Source organism: Gordonia sp. 34D, from assembly GCF_056682775.1.
Genome location: NZ_CM155293.1, coordinates 1,161,599 through 1,178,885 on the forward strand (window position 1 = coordinate 1,161,599; position 17,287 = coordinate 1,178,885).

A 17,287-nucleotide genomic window follows, 5' to 3' on the forward strand; every position below is an offset into this window, starting at 1 on the left:
TGGTTCAGTCAACGTACGGTTTCCTTCTGATCGGCGGAATCTGCAGTTTCGGTCGGGGTCTCGGTTTCGGGATGGAGCGCGTCGTACACGCTTTGCGCGGTGGTGGGACCAACGCCGGGCACTTCACCAATCTCGGCGACGGTGGCCTGCGTCAATTTCGCTACCGAACCAAAGTGGGTGACGAGCGCTGTCCGTCGGGTGGCACCCAACCCGGGAATGCCGTCCAACGCCGACGCGGTCATCCGCTTGCTTCGCTTGCTTCGGTGAAAGGTAATCGCGAAACGGTGCGCTTCATCGCGGACACGCTGCAACAAGAACAATGCTTCGCTGTTGCGTGGGAGGATCACCGGCTCATCATCGCCCGGAATCCACACCTCTTCCAGTCGTTTGGCCAGACCGACCACCGCCACGTCGGCAACACCCAACTCGTCCAAGACACTTGCCGCCGCGTGAGCCTGCGGTGCGCCACCATCGACGACAAACAAGTTCGGCGGGTAGGCGAAACGTTTGGCCTTCCGGGAAGTCGTATCGTCGTCCGCAGCGGTTTCCCCGGTTGGCACGTCACCGGCGAGTGAGTGCCCGGATGGATCCCGCTGGGCAGGGCCAGCCGCGATGTTCTCGGGCGGTGGGGCGGCGATCCCCTCCCGATACCGCGCGAAGCGGCGACGTGTCACCTCGGCAATGGAGGCGACATCGTCGGAATGGCCATCGCCGGCAGCTTCCTTGATGGCGTAGTGCCGGTAGTCGGACTTGCGAGCCAAACCGTCTTCGAAGACGACCATCGACGCGACAACGTCGGTTCCCTGCACGTGCGAGATGTCGATGCACTCAATCCGCAAGGGTGCGGTATCGAGGCCGAGGGCTTCCTGGAGTTCGGTGAGAGCGGCCGAACGGGTCGTGAGGTCCCCGGCGCGCTGCAGTTTGTGACGCGCCAATGCCTCAGTCGCATTGAGTTCGACGGTGGTCATCAGGGTCCGCTTGTCGCCCCGCTGCGGGACCCGCAGGCTCACTTGCGCGCCGCGGCGTTCGCTCAACCATTTCTCCACATCGTCGGCACCCGTGGGTAGCGCTGGCACCAGCACTTCCCGCGGTATGCCCGAGCTCATCTCCGATTCGGCTCCGTAGAACTGCGTCAGGAAGGTTCCCACTTGGTCTCCGAGGGTCGCATTCTCTTGCACCTCGACGACCCATCCGCGTTCACCGCGCACGCGTCCGTCACGGACGTGGAACACCTTGACGGAAGATTCGAGTTCGTCGCCAACCATGGCAATGACGTCCGCGTCGGTACCGGTCCCCAGGACCACCGCCTGCTTTTCCATTGCCCGTCGCAACGCCGAAATGTCGTCGCGGAGGCGCGCAGCCCGCTCAAAATCTAGTTCTTCCGCGGCCGCGGTCATGTCGCGTTCGAGGCGCCGGATCAGTCCATCGGTTTTGCCAGCGAGAAAATCGCAGAAGTCCTCGACAATTTCGCGGTGCTCGACGGCACTGACACGACCGACGCACGGTGCCGAACATTTGTCGATGTAGCCGAGCAGACAGGGCCGACCCATTTGCTCACTGCGCCGGAAGACGCCTTTTGAGCAGGTGCGGACACCGAAGACTCGGGTCAGGAGATCGACTGTTTCGCGGATCGCCCACGCGTGAGCGTACGGACCGAAATACCGAACGCCGGGTCGCCGGGCACCGCGGTACACGAAGACGCGGGGGTACTCCTCGTTCAAAGTGACCGCGAGCATCGGGTAACTCTTGTCGTCGCGATACCGAACGTTAAACCGGGGATCGAACTCCTTAATCCAGTTGTATTCGAGCTGAAGCGCTTCCACTTCGGTCCCGACTACCGTCCACTCCACCGACGCCCCGGTCGTCACCATCTGACGGGTACGTGGATGGAGTGTGGTCAGGTCAGCGAAATACGACGTCAACCGTTGTCGCAGGTTCTTCGCCTTACCGACGTAGATAACCCGCCCATGCTGATCCCGGAACTTGTATACGCCGGGATCTGTGGGAATGGTGCCCGCAGCAGGGCGGTAAGTCGACGGATCAGCCACGCATCCCAGGCTAGTCGTCGTCGGTTGCCTCGCGTCTCGCTGGTTCACCGGCAACCGCCCGGTTGGGGCACAGAGGCGTTGCCTCCGCGTCCTCCAAGCTAGGCCCCGTCTCGCTGTCCTTCGCCATTCGATTCATAGGCCTCGCGCGCTTCCACAGCACGGTCGGCCAAAGCCTCGCCAGCACCCTCGTAGAGGTGAATGACGACGTCAAGGCCCAAGTCTTCGAGTTCGTCGACGTCTTCGCGGTACAGGGCCACAGAGGCAACGGTGGCACCCCCGTCACCAATACGACGGAGTTCGCGAAGTGCTTCCACGTTCGCATACTGGGCGGGCATCGCGAGCACGATGAGATCGGTCTGTCCCGCGCCTACCGCTCGCGCCCAGAAGTCGTAGTCGGTGGCATCGCCCTCGACGATGTTGAAGCCACGTTTGCGCAGGGCACGCACGCGGTTTGGGTCGTGTTCCACGCCGAGGACGCGGAGCTTATATTCGTCGACCAACTGCGTGTAGGCCGCTGATCCGACACGGCCCATACCGAGAACGATCGCCTGCGCGTCACCGACATCGATGGGCCGGTCGTCCGGGTGAATTTTGTCCGGCGGTCGAGTCGGTAGTCGTTTGGCGAATCTCGAAGCAAACGACACGCTCGTCGGGTTGAGGAGCGCCGAAACGACGAAGCTACCCGCGACGGCGATCACCAAGGACAGCATCCAATCGTCCGACAGCCAGCCGTTCTCCGTGCCGCTCTTCCCAATGATGAGCGCGAACTCTGAGTAGTTGGCGAGAAGTAGTGCGGCGAGCACCGCGGTGCGGTTGCGAAGTCCCAACAGCCACAGCAGCAGCCAGTAGAAGAAGCCCTGCACCGGCAGCAACGCGAGTAGCGCCAGTCCGACGATTACGTTTTGCCACGACGGCAGGCCTTCAAAACCGATTGTCAGGAAGAAGCCGACCAGCAGTAGTTCCTTGAGGGTAAACAGCGTGTGTGAAAGCTGATCGGCGCCAGGTCGAGGTGCCAGGATCAAGCCCATGATCAAGGCACCAAGGCTGCCGGAGAGGCCGAGTTCTTCAAAGAGCAAGTAGCCCGGGATCAGCGCCATCGCGATCCCGAACAGGGCCTCCATCTCGCCGTGCCCGATCTTGTACCAGTATTTCGTCGCCCACATCAGTGCCGGAATCACCGCGATCAGGCCGAGCGAGTAGATGCTCGGTGGCTCCCCACTGGAGATAGACATGAGTACGACGGCGACAACATCTTGCATGACCAGGATGCCGATCGCGATGCGCCCGTAGAGCGCTTGGTCGTCGCCACGTTCCTGCAAGATTTTAATGACGACGATGGTGCTCGAGAACGACAGCACAAGGCCCATCGTCGCCAGGACGCGCAGTGACTCGGGGCCAAACGCGCCGAGCGCGCTCAGTGCTGCCAGGAATCCGGCACCGATGACGGTCATGATCAGCATGTGGAGGCCGGTGTTCAGCCAGACTTCGCGCTTCACCAAGATTTTGAGGTCGAGGCGCAGTCCGATGGCGAACAGCATCAGCGTGACGCCCAGGTTGGCCATCACGTCGAGCCCGGGTAACTCGTCGACACCCATCGCGTTCAATGCGAAGCCTGCAGCCAGGAATCCGATAAGCGGGGGCATTCTGATTAGGCGTGCCGCAAGTCCCCCGACAAAGACGACGGCAAGGTAGATTGCGACGAGCTCCATGCCACTGATTGTGCCCTGGCGCCTTCGTCGCAGTTGATCCTGGTCTACTGAATCCGGCAACGTCGGACCTGCTACCGGACTATCGCGGAGGCGTTATCGTGTGGCTATGTTCGCCGCGCGCAATCGACGACGCGTCGCCGCCAGGTCGGCGGCGCTGCTGTTTGCGCTGCCGGCACTGCTCGGCGGGTGCGCGTTCGACGCCGCCGATCAGTTCGCGCAGCAGTATGGCCAGTATTTGGATACGCGCGATGATATTGCTTCGTTCAGGCTCAGCCCCAACAATGCGATCCTGTCGAGAGGTTCCGTCGACTCTCAGATCACCCTCAACGATGGCATGTCCGATACGCAAGTGGCCGCCACGGCCCGCGAACTCGTCGTACACCACGTCGATACGAAGATTGATGAGCACCGGATTCGGCTGTTCTTCGATGCCCACAATCCGGCGGGTCAGGCCGCATCCGTGTCGATCCAGTTGCAGCCGGGGTCGGCCGTGTCGAGGATGAGTGATCCCAGCCAGTATCTGCAGTGGGTCTCCCGAACGCGTGCGTTGGCTGCCGACACCGAAGGCCTGAAATCGATCATGGTGTTCAAGGATGCGATCCACCTTGATACCAGCGGCGGAGCCGTCCAGGCCGCTGAACATCTCAATGCCTTCATCGGTGTGAATCCGGCCGGGATTAGTTATCAGAATGTGGGTGCCACCGACTGCAATCTGCAGTGGGACACCGACGACGACATCTCCAAGCTGTTCGTCTACCGGGATGTACTGGCCCTGTTGCCGCCGGGCGTCCAACCACTGCATTGTCGAATAACGTCACAGCGGCCGATTACCGAACCGAATTTCGAAGCTGTTCTACCGCGCGACACCAGCGATCAGGTCGTTACCGCAATGCGCGCCCGCGCCGCCGAACTAGCCCTCCCCGCCGATATCACCGTCGCTCCCTAACCCAACTCCCCCGCCCAAATTTCCGCTTTTCTGTCACGTTTCGACCAGAGCGTCACCGATCGTGCCGATCGGTGACGGCTTGGTCAGCGCGCAGCCGTCGAATGTGACAGAAATGAGGGAATTTCGCGCTGTTGTTGGGCTAGGTGTCGAGGTTGGGGGCGGTGTACTTCTCACCGAGACGTCGGACCTCTTGCATCGCGGTCACGGCACGGTCGCCGTCGCGCGCTTGAATCGCCATGATTGGGATGTGCTCATCGTGCGGAAACAGGAGCCGGGCGCAAAACCAGTTCTCCGGATACTCAACGCCGACGACCTCGTCCCACCCGAAGACCCGCTCGGAAACCAGGTTTAGAACTCCGATGCCCTGCGGTCCGACGCGCAACCGTGCGCGGGTAAGGAACAAGATGACACACGAGATCACGACGCCGACCCCGATCAGCGCGAGTTTGTCGGACCAATCGATGTTGACGCCGGTGTACGAAATGTTCAGCAGTAAACCGAAAACGATGTGGATGACCATGACGATCGCGATCACAATCCAGGCGACGCGGCGCATCCATTGCGGCCGGTACACGTAGTCCCACGTGCCGCCGTCGGTGTCGTCACGGGTCCAGAAGGCGTTGCGCTTGCTTTCGCGTTCGACATCGGTGCCGCCGACCGCGTCGGCCCCATCCACCGCGTCGGCCCCGTCCACTGCGTCGGTCATGCGTAATCCTTCAGGATCAATGCGGACGCGAGGGCCGCAGTCATTGCCTGTGCGCCCTTGTCTTCGGCCGAGCCTGGCAGACCCGCCCGATTCAGCGCCTGGGCTTCGTTGAAGGTGGTGAGGACACCGTTGCCCACGGGGGTCGACTCGTCGAGCGAAACACGGGTCAGGCCCGAGGTGACGGCATCGCAAACGTATTCGAAATGCGGGGTTTCACCCTTGATGACGACGCCCAGAGCGACGACGGCATCGTGCGTGCGTGCCAGAGCCTGAACGATCACCGGCAACTCGATAGCGCCCGCAACGCGAATGACGGTGGGATCTCCGATCCCGTTCGCGGCGGCCGCACGGACTGCGCCGTCGAGAAGCGCTGTGCAAATCACCTCGTGCCATTGCGAAGCGACGATCGCGACCTTTAGTCCGCGCGCGTCAGCCAAATCGAGGGTCGGCTCACCGTTGCCGCTCATGCACCTTCTCCAGTTCCATCAACTACGTCGACGTCGATGTCGTCGAGACCGTCGAGCACGTGGCCCATCCGGTCGCGCTTGGTCCGCAGGTACCGGAGGTTCTCGGCGTTGGCGCGCACCGGCATCGGCACCCGTTCAACGATCTCCAGTCCGTACCCGTCCAATCCGACTCGCTTGGCCGGGTTGTTGGTCAGCAGACGCATCGACTGCACGCCCAGGTCTACCAGAATTTGGGCACCGAGGCCGTAATCGCGGGCGTCCGCCGGCAGACCGAGTTCCAAGTTGGCATCGACCGTGTCGGCCCCGCCATCCTGAAGCTGGTAGGCCTGCAACTTGTGCATGAGACCAATACCGCGACCTTCGTGACCACGCATGTACAGCACGACGCCGCGTCCCTCGCGCCCAACCATTTCCATGGCCGCATTGAGTTGGGGGCCGCAATCGCAGCGCAGCGAACCGAAAACGTCGCCGGTCAAGCACTCGGAGTGCACGCGGACGAGAACATCCTCACCGTCCTCCTCGCTGATGTCACCCATCACGAGCGCCACGTGCTCGGCATCGTCGTAGGGGCTTTGGTAGCCGACGGCGCGGAATGTCCCGAACTCGGTGGGAATCCGCGCGTCGGCGACCTTCACAACGTGCTTTTCATTGTGACGACGCCACGAGATGAGTGCCTCGATCGAGATGAGCGCCAAATCGTGTTCGTCAGCAAATTCGCGGAGTTCTGTGGTGCGCGCCATCGAGCCGACGTCTTTCTGGCTGACGATTTCGCAGATCACGCCGGCTGGTGCCAGTCCGGCAGCCTTCGCGAGGTCCACGGCCGCCTCTGTGTGACCGGGACGACGTAAGACGCCGCCTTCCTTGGCGCGCAGCGGGACCACGTGACCGGGACGAGTCAGATCCCCGGCCACGGACAGCGGGTTAGCCAGGGTGCGCATCGTGGTAGCGCGGTCGGCCGCACTGATTCCGGTTGTGATGCCTTCGCGGGCGTCGACGGTGACGGTGTAGGCGGTACCGTGACGGTCCTGGTTTACCGAGTACATCGGCGGCAGGCCCATGCGGTCGCAGTCTTCACCGGTCAGCGGCACGCACAGGTAACCGGAGGTGTAGCGCACCATGAACGCCACCAGTTCGGGGGTGGCCATCTCGGCGGCGAAAATTAGGTCGCCTTCATTCTCGCGGTCCTCGTCGTCGACCACCACGACAGCTTTACCCGCAGCAATATCGGCGATGGCGCGTTCGACGGTGTCGAACTTAACCTCTGGGGATTCACTCATTCGACTCACTGCCTTCCACCTCATTGTTCGCACTACGCGCAGCGCCGGCAAGGCGCTCGACGTACTTCGCGATGACATCAACTTCCAAGTTCACGCGACGTCCGGGGGCGACGTCGGAAAGATTTGTTTCGGCGAGGGTGGTCGGAATCAGCGAGACCTCAAGCCAATCGCCGTCGGCATCGTCGCCAACCGCGGAGACAGTCAACGAGATGCCGTCGATGGTGATGGACCCCTTTTCCACCACGTACCGTGCGAGGCTGGCCGGGACCTGTACGCGAACGACAGTCCAGTTTTCGCTCGGCGACACGGTCTTGACCGTGCCGACACCGTCAACGTGGCCTTGGACGATGTGACCGCCGAAGCGGGAGCCGACGGCCATGGCGCGTTCCAGGTTGACGGCGGCACCGGGCACCAGACGATCGAGGGAGCTGCGGCGCAGGGTCTCGGCCATTACGTCGACGGTAAATTCGCCGTCGTTCAGTTCGGTGACGGTGAGGCAGACGCCGTTCACGGCGATAGAGTCGCCGAACGATGCGTCGCTGGTTACCAGCGGGCCTCGGATACGAAATCGAGCGGCCTCCGTGAGGTCGTCACGAGCGGTGATTTCGCCGCATTCCTCCACGATTCCCGTGAACACCCGCGTCTCCTTTACAAGGTGCGCTCGGGACGGGCAGGAGGCGGCACGGTGCCGTTCTGCTGTTCTCTCGCATCCGGACTCTAACCGTCGGCCTCGGAATCTCACCGAAGTCTGCTCGACCCCTCACTTGCGTGTGGGCGCTCGCGGGCTTGTCGTTCCGTGATCGTCGAGATTGATCTGGAAAGCATTACCGCCGGTGGGGAATTACACCCCGCCCCGAGAACTTGTAATCAAAATTATCACGCTTGACGACATTGGCGGTCATTCGGCTTCCCGGCCAGTGGGATATCACATGTCATCACCCCTATTTGGGTTCGTCTACTTTGCCCGAAATCGGTTCGCAGCCAACTAGAGTGAGCAGTCTCGAGGCTTTTCCGGCCACCAACAAGCGACCGCTACCAACCCTGAAAGGCTGGCGATGACTACCTCGGATTCGACCCCGACACCATCTAGTTCCGCGCTGAGTCTGCTGCGTCGCTTTTGGTTGCCGCTGCTGATCGTCATCATTTTTGTCATTTTCATCAGCCAGAACCGTGCTGAAACCCAGACGCAGATGCTGGGCTTCTCATTCAGCTTCCCGCTGTGGCTTACGTTGACACTGGTCAGCGTGATCGCCTTCGCGCTCGGGTACTTCGTGCGAAGCCGTCGCGGCTAGGTGCTCTTTGGCGAACGGCCGGCGCCGAGTCCCGTTGGTGATTCCGTTCGCGCACCGAGCGTCACCAGCAGGTCGTCACCGAGTTCACGCACCGCCGTTCGCGTGAATCCGTGAGCCTGGGTGAGCGTCGTAACTTCGACGTCGGTGACGGCCGCGCGACCGGCGCCGAGAATCGTCGGCGCAAGGTAGGCCTGGACCTCGTCGACGAGGTCGGCCGCCAAGAATGCGCCGATAATCGCCGGCCCCCCTTCGACGAGGATGTGCAGCGCGTCGGGCAGCGCCTCGATCACTTCGCGGGGTTCGCGGCTTGCGATGTGCAATAGCGGCGAAACCCCGTCACGCACCGTGGCCGTCGCGGGAATCTGCCTGCGCCCCAAGACAACACGGATCGGCTGGTGCTGTGCCAATGAGCCGTCCGGGTGGCGGGCGGTCAGTGATGGATTGTCAGCAAGGACCGTGCCGGTACCAACGACAATCGCGTCGAGTTGGCTGCGTTGCCGATGTGCGTGCTCCCGTGCTGAGGGGCCGGTGATCCACTGGCTGGTCCCGTCGGGAGCCGCGATCCGGCCGTCGAGGGTGGCGGCGATCTTCGCGGTAACGAATGGGCGGCCATGTTGCTGGCGAAACAGCCAGTGCTTTAACGGCCCGCTCCGGGCTTCGTGTTCACCGACACCGGCCTCGACGCGGATGCCTGCTGCTCGGAGGGTCGCTGCTCCTCCGGCTGCTGCGGGGTTCGGATCGGCGACCGCAAATCGCACCTCAGCGATTCCGGCATCGATCAGTGCCTCCGCACACGGTCCTGTGCGTCCCGTGTGATTACACGGCTCCAACGTCACTATGGCGGTGCCACCGCGCGCCCGTTCCCCCGCCTCCCGCAGGGCAACCACTTCTGCATGAGGGCCGCCGGGCGGTTGCGTGTAGCCGACACCCGCGACCTCACCGCCGCGATCGAGGATCACCGCACCGACGGGCGGATTCGGGGTGCTGATCCCCTGCGCATCGGCAGAGACGGCAATCGCCAGCAGCATCGGATCGGTGATCCGCGTGGCGTCAAGGTTCACGGGTTTACCGTACGGAGCTGGCCGCGGTAGCGAGACGGCGGAGTTCCGCAACGCGACCGGCGGGATCTTCACCGCCGTAGACGGCCGAGCCCGCCACAAAGCAGTCCACACCTGCCTCGGCGGCCTGCTCGATGGTCGAGTTGCTAATGCCGCCGTCGATCTCGACCAGCAGTTGGAGGTCGCCGCGATCGACGATCTTGCGAATGGTGCGGACCTTCTCCAGAACCTCGGCCATAAACTTCTGCCCGCCGAAGCCCGGTTCAACGCTCATGACGAGGAGCGTGTCGAAGTCGCGCAAGATTTCCAGGTAGGGCTCCAGGGCAGTGCCGGGCTTGATGGCCAGGCCAGCCTTTCCGCCTGCCGCACGGATATCCCGGGCGACGGCGCTCGGGTCGTCGGATGCCTCAGCGTGGAAGGTGACGTTGTAGGCACCCGCTTCGGCGTAAGGCGGCGCCCAGCGAGCCGGATCCTCGATCATCAGGTGGCAGTCGAGCGGAATATCGGTGGCCTTGAGGAGGCTTTCGACAATCGGCAGCCCCAAGGTGAGGTTGGGGACAAAGTGATTATCCATCACGTCGACGTGGACCCAGTCGACACCGGGATCGACGCTCGACGGTCCTACCGCGGCGATCTCAGACGCCAGGTTCGCAAAATCTGCGGACAGGATGGACGGGGCAATCATGGGTGCGGGACGGCCGGAAGTACACATGCCGAAGAGTCTACGAGACGGCCGGAAACTGCCACGACCTGAGGCGACGGCCCACGATGCGAGGCCCCGTTCGCGTACTTCGTTGGTCTTCGCTCCGTCTAGGCGGGCGCGAAGACCAACGAGGTACGCGAACGCAAATGTTTCGTCTAGTCCTTGCGCAGGACGGCGACGAACATGGCGTCGGTGTCTTGGCGGTGCGGCCACAACTGCACCGTCGGACCCGCGCCCAAGGAGTCGCCGTCGAAGTAGCCCCCCGCCACCAACGGGCGGGCATCGACCTGAGAGATACCGCCAACCTGCGCCAGCACTGCTTCGAGAACTCCGGTGGTCTCGTCGGGATGCGGCGAGCACGTCGAATAGACGACGACGCCACCGGGACGGACCAGACGAAGCGCCTCGGTGAGGAGTTCTGTCTGCAGTGTCACCAACGAAGGCACGTCGGAGGGTTTACGCCGCCAGCGCGCTTCGGGACGGCGCCGCAACGAACCTAAACCAGAGCAGGGTGCGTCGACGAGGATGCGGTCGAATCCAGGCTCCAGGCCCGAATCACGACCGTCGGCAACGTGCACGGTGACGGGCAACCCGTCGACGACGTTTTCGATGAGCCCGGCACGATGCTCGGAAATCTCGACGGCGTCGAGATGTGCCCCGTCCAAATCGGCCAGGCACCCCAGTAGCGCGGCCTTACCGCCGGGTCCGGCGCAGAGGTCGAGCCATCGGCCCGCGTCGTCGGCGACCTCGGCGCGACTCAGGACGAGCGCAACGAGCTGACTGCCCTCATCTTGGACACCGGCGAAGCCCTCGCGGACCGCGTCGAGCTTCCCCGGATCGCCCTCCGGCAGGTACACGGCGTACGGCGAGTATCGACCTTCGTCTCCCCCGCTGACCAGGGCGAGCTCTTCGGCGGTGATCTGTCCGGGGCGGGCCACCAGGTGCACGATCGGGCGTTCGTCGTCGGCGGCCAGCGCAGCCTGAAGTTCCCCCACGGATCCGTCGAGTGCCCGGTAAAACACCTCGCCGATCCACCGCGGGTGAGCGTAGGTGAAGGACAGATAGCCGACGCGGTCATCCATCATCGACGGGGCGAGTTCGTTGATCCACATCTGTTCGTCACGCTGACTGACCTTGCGCAGCACCGCGTTAACAAACCCGGAAGGGCCGATACCGTTCTCGCTGCGCGCCATATCGACCGAGGTCGAGACGGCCGCATGCGAACCGATCCGGGTCCGCAACAACTGGTAGGTACCCAATCGGAGGACGTCCAGCAAAGTGCCGTCGATTTCCGATGCTGGACGCCCCGCGGCCGAAGAGATCACGGCGTCGAGCAACCCCTGCGACCGCGCGGTGCCGTAGGTAAGTTCAGTGGCCAGGGCCGCGTCACGGCCGGTGATCTGGCGTTCCCGGAGCGTTTTCGGCAGCAGCAGGTTGGCGTACGCGTCCCTCTCGCGGACGGCGCGCAAGACATCACGTGCCGCCGTCCGCGCGGGGTCGTTGTCCTTGTTCCGATACTTGGCGTCGTCGCCGCGTCGACCACCATCGCGCCGCTGACCGCCCCGTGAATCTCGCATATTCATCCGAACTGTTCCGTTCCGTCGAGGTGGCTACCGCGCGCCCAGTCGGCGGCGTTCATTGATTTCTTACCGGGTGCCTGCACGGTACTGAGCCGCACGGCACCGGAAGCTGTTCCCACAAATACGGCCTTCTTCGTCACGGCGAGGGTGCCCGTGGAAAGGTCGCCGGGGATTTCCTGTCCGTCGACCGGCGTGACCGGTCCCAGCTTGATGCGGGCGTCGCCGAGGGTGGTCCATGCACCAGGTGCTGGCGTGTGTGCCCGGACCGTGCGGTCGATGATGTGTGACGGCAGATCCCATCGCACACGAGCGTCGTCGGTCGTGATCTTCGCGGCGTGCGAAATGCCTTCGGCGTCCTGCGGTACCGGTATCAACTCGCCAGCGGCAATGCCGTCGATGACGGCGCGCGCCAGGCCGGCACCGGATACTGCCAGACGCGCGAGCAGGTCGCCTGAGGTATCGGTGGCACGAATACGTTCGGTCAAGGTGCCGTAAACCGGCCCCGTGTCGAGGCCTGCTTCGAGTGCAAAAATGCTGGCCCCGGTGATCTCATCACCGGCGGCGATCGCCGCCTGGACCGGAGCCGCACCGCGCCACGCGGGGAGCACCGAAAAGTGCAGGTTGACCCAACCGTGCGGAAGCATGTCAAGCACGGCCTGCGGGATGAGCCCGCCGTAGGCAACAACGACCCCGAGGTCCGCGTTCCAGCGCGCCAGCGCTTCCGCGACTTCCGGATCACCCATCTTTCGCGGAGTGATGACCTCAAGCCCGTGCGCATCTGCGAGCACGCCGACCTCCGACCGCACGACCTTCCGGCCGCGGCCGGCGGTCGTATCGGGTCGGGTAATGACACCAACCACTTCGTGGTCGGGTGAGTCGATCAATTCCTGCAATGTCGGTACTGCCACATCGGGCGTTCCGGCAAATACCAGCCTCATGTCAACCAATCGTAGGGGGATCAACTTGGACGCGGATGCCCGCGGTGTCGTCGTGCCGCGCATTTCGCAAGGCTTGCGCCGCACGTAGTGCTTGGGCCAACTCCCGGCCGGCGCTGCGCGGAGTCCGCAGCAACATGCGGTCGGCCGGTCCCGACTCGGCCAATCCGGCGGGGCGTCGGACGCCAGCCGGAAGTGGGACGGGACCGAGGGCCTCGGCTTCGGGTGGCAGTTCTAACAGTTCGAGGAAATTGGCGACAGCGTCGGGAGGCCCGTCAATCGACGCCATGGTCACGGCAGGCGGGAAACCGAGTTCTAGTCGCTGGCTCACTTCCCGTGCGGCGAATCCCACCGGATCCCAGCGAATCAGGGCCTGAACCGGAGCTTTGGTGGCCTCGGCGACGATCACCACTCGCCCACCCTCGGAGCGGGGACGGACGAGGGTGGCCACTGCCATCCAGGCCCGCACGGCTTCTTCTGCGGCACGCAGGTCTTCGCGATCAAGTTGCGCCCAGGTGTCCAGGAAAATGGCTGCGCCGTAGCCGTCCGGCGCGCGTGGCGCCGCCCCCGGTGTGGCGATTACTACGCGCGACCCCGCCGGAATTTCGTTGACGATCTTGTCGCCGGACGAGGTGACAACCGGCGTGTTCCGGAACGCCCGCCCCAACTCTTCCGCGGTCCGACGATCACCAATCATCAAGGCGCGCACTCGTGTTCCGGCGCAGACCGGGCAAATGAACCGACTTTCCGGTCGGGCGCACCAGCGGCAGGCAAGGTCACCGCGGTCGTTCATTAGGATCGGGCCGTTGCAGGCACGGCAGCGTGCATGGGTGCGGCACCGGTCGCACGCCACCGAGGGCAGATAACCGCGTCGCGGCACGCTGAACAGGACGGGGAGGTCAGCGGCTAACGCGCGGCGGGCCGCATCGAACGCCAGGTCCGGGATCCGGGCCGACCGCGCGAGTGGATCGCCAGCCACGCGACGGTCTTCGTCAGACAATCCATCGATTTGCGGCATGGCTGCACGAATGGCGGCACGCGGTGCGGTGATATTAAAAGCCCACCCGGATTCGACGAGAGCCTGCGCCTCCGCAGTTCTCGAATGACCGCCGACCATCAGGGCGGCACCGGCCGCGTGCGCGCGCAGTACACCGACCTCGCGCGGATGCGGATACGGCGATCTCGGCTCGTTGAGGCTGTCGTCGCCGTCGTCGAAGACAACAATCAGACCGACATCCACGACGGGCGCAAAGATCGCACTTCGCGTGCCGATCACGACCCGTGCCTGTCCCCGCAGCACCGACAACCAACGTCGGTAACGGGCGGTGGGTCCCAAACCCGCAGCCAGCGTCACACAGTAGTCACCGAGCAATTCGGCGCAGGCCGCTTCCACTCGGTCCAAATCGCGCTGATCGGGTACGACAATCACCACGCCACGGCCCGCGGCCGCCACCTCGGCAGCGAGTTCGGCCAACCTGGCCGCGATGTCTTCACCCGGCAACGCTTGCCAGGCGGCATGGGGGTGTCCCCCGTCGACCGTCGCCTCAATAAAGTCACGGCCCGCATCGTAGGCGGCCCAACCGTCTTGCGGTGGGACTTCGATCGGACGCGGAACGTTGCAGTTCGCGGCCTCTTTTTCAACGCGGGCGTGACGCGGCGGGATCGCCAACCGCAGTACGTCGGGCATGGTCCCGGCGTAGCGGTCGGCCACGCTGCGGCAGAGTTCGGCGAGCTCAGCGGTCAATACCCGCTCGGGTGAAACAACGCGGTCAAGCCACGAGAGCTTGCCCTGGTGCTCGCTCCGCTCACGCCGTTCCAACAGAAAGCCGTCGACGAGCCGACCGGCGAACCGCACGCGCACCCGCACCCCAGGCTGCGCGTCGGCGTCAAATTTGGTGTCGACGAGGTAGTCGAAAGGTCGATCCAGGTGAGCCAACCCCAGCATGGGTAGAACGCGAGCAACGGGCCGCTGCGAGGCAGCGACCCGTTGATTGCGCGCCGGCTTCGGGGCCGACGAATCCTCAGCTATGACGATTCCAGAGCGATTGCTAGCCGCCGATTACAGACCGGCTGCCGACCGCAGCATGTCGACACGCCCGGTGCGCTCCCACGGCAGGTCGATGTCGGTACGACCGAAGTGGCCGTAGGCGGCGGTCTGCGCGTAGATCGGCTGCAGCAGATTCAGGTCACGGATAATGGCACCCGGGCGCAGGTCGAAGACCTCGGAAATGGCCTTCTGGATGGTGCCGGGGTCGACCTTTTCGGTTCCGAAAGTTTCGACGAACAGGCCCACCGGTGCCGCCTTACCAATCGCATAGGCAACCTGCACCTCGATGCGGTCGGCAAGACCCGCGGCAACCGCGTTCTTCGCCACCCAGCGCATCGCGTACGCCGCACTGCGGTCAACCTTTGACGGATCCTTACCCGAGAATGCGCCACCACCGTGGCGAGCCATGCCGCCGTAGGTATCGACGATGATCTTGCGACCGGTGAGGCCTGCATCGCCCATGGGTCCGCCCAGGACAAAACTGCCCGTCGGGTTGACCAGCAGACGCGGGTTGCTGGTATCGAGCGGTACCGGCAGATCCAGGTCTGCGAACACCGGTTCAAGAACGTTGGCACGAATATCAGGGGCCAGCATGGTGTCGATCCCGATATCAGCGGCGTGCTGGGTCGAAATGACAACGGTATCGAGACGAACCGGGATGTCGCCGGCGTACTCGATGGTGACCTGAGTCTTGCCGTCCGGACGCAGGTACGGCAGGTCGCCGTTCTTACGAACCTCGGTGAGTCGGCGTGACAGGCGATGAGCCAACGCGATCGGCAGTGGCATCAGTTCGGGCGTTTCTGCGCTGGCATAGCCGAACATGAGGCCTTGATCGCCTGCACCCTGCTGGTCGATGTCGTCTTCGACGCCGCCGGTGCGAGCCTCATGCGACTCAGTCAAGCCCTGGGCGATCTCCGGAGACTGCGCACCAATGGCGATGTTGACGCCGCACGATGCACCATCGAAACCCTTGGTTGAGGAGTCATAACCGATTTCGAGGATGCGGTCGCGCACGATTGTCGGGATATCGACGTAGGCGGAGGTACTGACCTCGCCCGCCACGTGCACCTGGCCGGTGGTAACGAGGGTCTCGACGGCAACCTTGGCCTTCGGATCTTTGGCGAGCATCGCGTCAAGGATCGAGTCGCTAATCGCATCACAAATCTTGTCGGGGTGCCCCTCTGTGACAGATTCGCTCGTAAATAGCCGGGACGCGGATGCGCTCATCGGTTCCTCTCGGGGTAGTCGGCACGCGATTGCGTTGCAGCGGTTTCTGTTGCTGTTACATCTGGCACGAGAGAAGCTACTTCGTCAAGAATTCTGCTCGCCATCAAGGTTTTTGAGCCAAAAGGTAGACCGGTCTCGTGTCCGTCAGCGGTTAACAGCCAACCGGTGTTGTCCTCGGTGCCGAACGCCTTGCCGCCACCGACGGCGTTAACGACAAGCAGGTCACAACCCTTTCGGCGGAGTTTTGCTCGGCCATGATCGAGTACCCCGCCGTCAGCGTCGCCCGTCTCGGCAGCAAAGCCGACAATGATGGTCTTTTCCGGGATAGCACCGTCGGCACGGCCGCGGACCAGTCCAGCCAGAATGTCGGGGTTGGTGTCGAGTTCGATCGGTGCGGGCCCATCTGAGCCCTTCTTTTTGATCTTGGCCCCGGCTACCGACACCGGCCGAAAGTCGGCGACGGCGGCAGCCATGATGACCACATCGGCTTCGGGCGCACGCTGGGTCATTTCCGCTTCCAGTTCGCGCGCCGAGTCGATGTTGACTATGTCGACGGCGGCAGGCTGACCGGGATTGCTGGTCGCACCCGAAACGAGGGTGACGGTAGCCCCGCGCTGGGCCGCAGCCCGGGCGAGGGCGTAGCCCTGCTTACCCGAACTGTGATTGCCGAGGTAGCGGACTGGATCGAGAGCCTCGCGTGTGCCGCCGGCACTGATAAGCATCCGGACACCATGCAGGTCGTATGGGAGTGCGTCGGCGCGGTCGAGCAGGAGGTCACCGATGGCGGCGATCTCCGACGGCTCGGGCATGCGGCCAGCTCCGGTGTCGGACCCGGTCAACCGGCCCGACGCCGGCGTCATCACGGTCACGCCGCGTTCTCGGAGGGTCGCCACGTTCGCGACCGTCGCCGGGTGCTCCCACATTTCGGTGTGCATCGCGGGGACGAAGACCACCGGGCAGCTGACCGTCAACAATGACGCGGTCAGCAGGTCGTCGGCGCGGCCAGCAGCGGCACGAGCCATCAGATCGGCGGTTGCCGGGGCAATAATCACCAAATCGGCTTGTCGACCAAGTGCCACGTGGGCAACTTGATCGACATCGTCGAAGACGTCGGTGCTGACCGGGTTGCCCGACAGCGCCTCAAAGGTGGCCGCACCAACAAAGTTCAACGCCGCCTTGGTAGGCATGACGCGAACATCGTGGCCGGCTTCTTTGTAGTGCCGAATTACCGAGCACACCTTGTATGCGGCAATACCGCCGCCCACACCGATCAGGATGTGCGCTTTGGACAC

General features: G+C 63.7%; 15 protein-coding genes and 1 riboswitch. Of the genes, 2 read left to right on the forward strand and 13 right to left on the reverse strand.

What is annotated here, in order from left to right; translation table 11 throughout:
- Nucleotides 1-8 precede the first annotated feature (8 nt).
- Both uvrC and AC1L34_RS05345 read right to left on the reverse strand, forming a co-directional pair.
- Complete coding sequence (gene uvrC, locus AC1L34_RS05340; RefSeq protein WP_424297318.1) at nt 9-2,048, reverse strand: excinuclease ABC subunit UvrC; 2,040 nt, start codon at nt 2,046-2,048, stop codon at nt 9-11.
- A 98-nt stretch (nt 2,049-2,146) separates the two neighbouring features.
- Nucleotides 2,147-3,757, reverse strand: coding sequence for a cation:proton antiporter domain-containing protein (locus AC1L34_RS05345; protein ID WP_424297317.1), 1,611 nt, complete (start codon nt 3,755-3,757; stop codon nt 2,147-2,149).
- A gap of 106 nt (nt 3,758-3,863) precedes the next feature.
- On the opposite strand from AC1L34_RS05345, the gene AC1L34_RS05350 reads away from it, so the two are divergent.
- Nucleotides 3,864-4,703 (forward strand): hypothetical protein, encoded by an 840-nt coding sequence (locus AC1L34_RS05350; protein ID WP_480035166.1) that lies wholly within the window; start codon nt 3,864-3,866, stop codon nt 4,701-4,703.
- Between the two features lie 139 nt (nt 4,704-4,842).
- Here the strand turns inward: AC1L34_RS05350 and AC1L34_RS05355 are convergent, their stop codons facing one another.
- The 4 genes from AC1L34_RS05355 to AC1L34_RS05370 all read right to left on the reverse strand — a co-directional run bounded on the left by AC1L34_RS05355 (nt 4,843) and on the right by AC1L34_RS05370 (nt 7,790).
- On the reverse strand, nt 4,843-5,259 hold the full coding sequence (locus AC1L34_RS05355) for a PH domain-containing protein (RefSeq protein ID WP_424297328.1): 417 nt from the start codon (nt 5,257-5,259) through the stop codon (nt 4,843-4,845).
- A gap of 146 nt (nt 5,260-5,405) precedes the next feature.
- Nucleotides 5,406-5,876 carry a 6,7-dimethyl-8-ribityllumazine synthase gene (ribH, locus tag AC1L34_RS05360; RefSeq protein ID WP_424297314.1) on the reverse strand — a complete coding sequence of 157 codons (471 nt, stop codon included), beginning with the start codon at nt 5,874-5,876 and terminating at the stop codon, nt 5,406-5,408.
- Nucleotides 5,873-7,153, reverse strand: a complete 1,281-nt coding sequence (locus AC1L34_RS05365; RefSeq protein WP_480035167.1) for a bifunctional 3,4-dihydroxy-2-butanone-4-phosphate synthase/GTP cyclohydrolase II — start codon at nt 7,151-7,153, stop codon at nt 5,873-5,875. Before AC1L34_RS05365 ends, ribH begins: the two co-directional genes overlap by 4 nt.
- On the reverse strand, nt 7,146-7,790 hold the full coding sequence (locus AC1L34_RS05370; RefSeq protein WP_424297311.1) for a riboflavin synthase: 645 nt from the start codon (nt 7,788-7,790) through the stop codon (nt 7,146-7,148). The genes AC1L34_RS05365 and AC1L34_RS05370 overlap by 8 nt, the downstream gene beginning before the upstream one ends.
- Before the next feature lie 57 nt (nt 7,791-7,847).
- A riboswitch (FMN riboswitch) is annotated at nt 7,848-8,018 on the reverse strand.
- Nucleotides 8,019-8,208: 190 nt separating this feature from the next.
- Between AC1L34_RS05370 and AC1L34_RS05375 the strand changes: the two genes are divergently transcribed.
- On the forward strand, nt 8,209-8,445 hold the full coding sequence (locus tag AC1L34_RS05375; protein ID WP_424297310.1) for a hypothetical protein: 237 nt from the start codon (nt 8,209-8,211) through the stop codon (nt 8,443-8,445).
- Here AC1L34_RS05375 and ribD read toward each other — a convergent pair.
- The 7 genes from ribD to coaBC form a co-directional block, all read right to left on the reverse strand.
- A complete protein-coding gene (gene ribD / locus AC1L34_RS05380) occupies nt 8,442-9,473 on the reverse strand; it encodes a bifunctional diaminohydroxyphosphoribosylaminopyrimidine deaminase/5-amino-6-(5-phosphoribosylamino)uracil reductase RibD (RefSeq protein WP_424297326.1) in 1,032 nt (343 codons plus the stop codon). The genes AC1L34_RS05375 and ribD overlap by 4 nt on opposite strands.
- A gap of 37 nt (nt 9,474-9,510) precedes the next feature.
- Nucleotides 9,511-10,215 (reverse strand): ribulose-phosphate 3-epimerase, encoded by a 705-nt coding sequence (gene rpe, locus AC1L34_RS05385; protein WP_424297325.1) that lies wholly within the window; start codon nt 10,213-10,215, stop codon nt 9,511-9,513.
- 146 nt (nt 10,216-10,361) lie between these two features.
- Nucleotides 10,362-11,783 (reverse strand): RsmB/NOP family class I SAM-dependent RNA methyltransferase, encoded by a 1,422-nt coding sequence (locus AC1L34_RS05390; RefSeq protein ID WP_480035168.1) that lies wholly within the window; start codon nt 11,781-11,783, stop codon nt 10,362-10,364.
- A 2-nt stretch (nt 11,784-11,785) separates the two neighbouring features.
- Nucleotides 11,786-12,724 (reverse strand): methionyl-tRNA formyltransferase, encoded by a 939-nt coding sequence (fmt, locus tag AC1L34_RS05395; RefSeq protein WP_424323671.1) that lies wholly within the window; start codon nt 12,722-12,724, stop codon nt 11,786-11,788.
- Nucleotide 12,725: 1 nt separating this feature from the next.
- On the reverse strand, nt 12,726-14,666 hold the full coding sequence (locus tag AC1L34_RS05400; protein ID WP_424295473.1) for a primosomal protein N': 1,941 nt from the start codon (nt 14,664-14,666) through the stop codon (nt 12,726-12,728).
- Nucleotides 14,667-14,780: 114 nt separating this feature from the next.
- Complete coding sequence (metK, locus tag AC1L34_RS05405) at nt 14,781-15,995, reverse strand: methionine adenosyltransferase (RefSeq protein WP_424295471.1); 1,215 nt, start codon at nt 15,993-15,995, stop codon at nt 14,781-14,783.
- On the reverse strand, nt 15,992-17,287 hold the full coding sequence (gene coaBC, locus AC1L34_RS05410; protein WP_424295470.1) for a bifunctional phosphopantothenoylcysteine decarboxylase/phosphopantothenate--cysteine ligase CoaBC: 1,296 nt from the start codon (nt 17,285-17,287) through the stop codon (nt 15,992-15,994). The genes metK and coaBC overlap by 4 nt, the downstream gene beginning before the upstream one ends.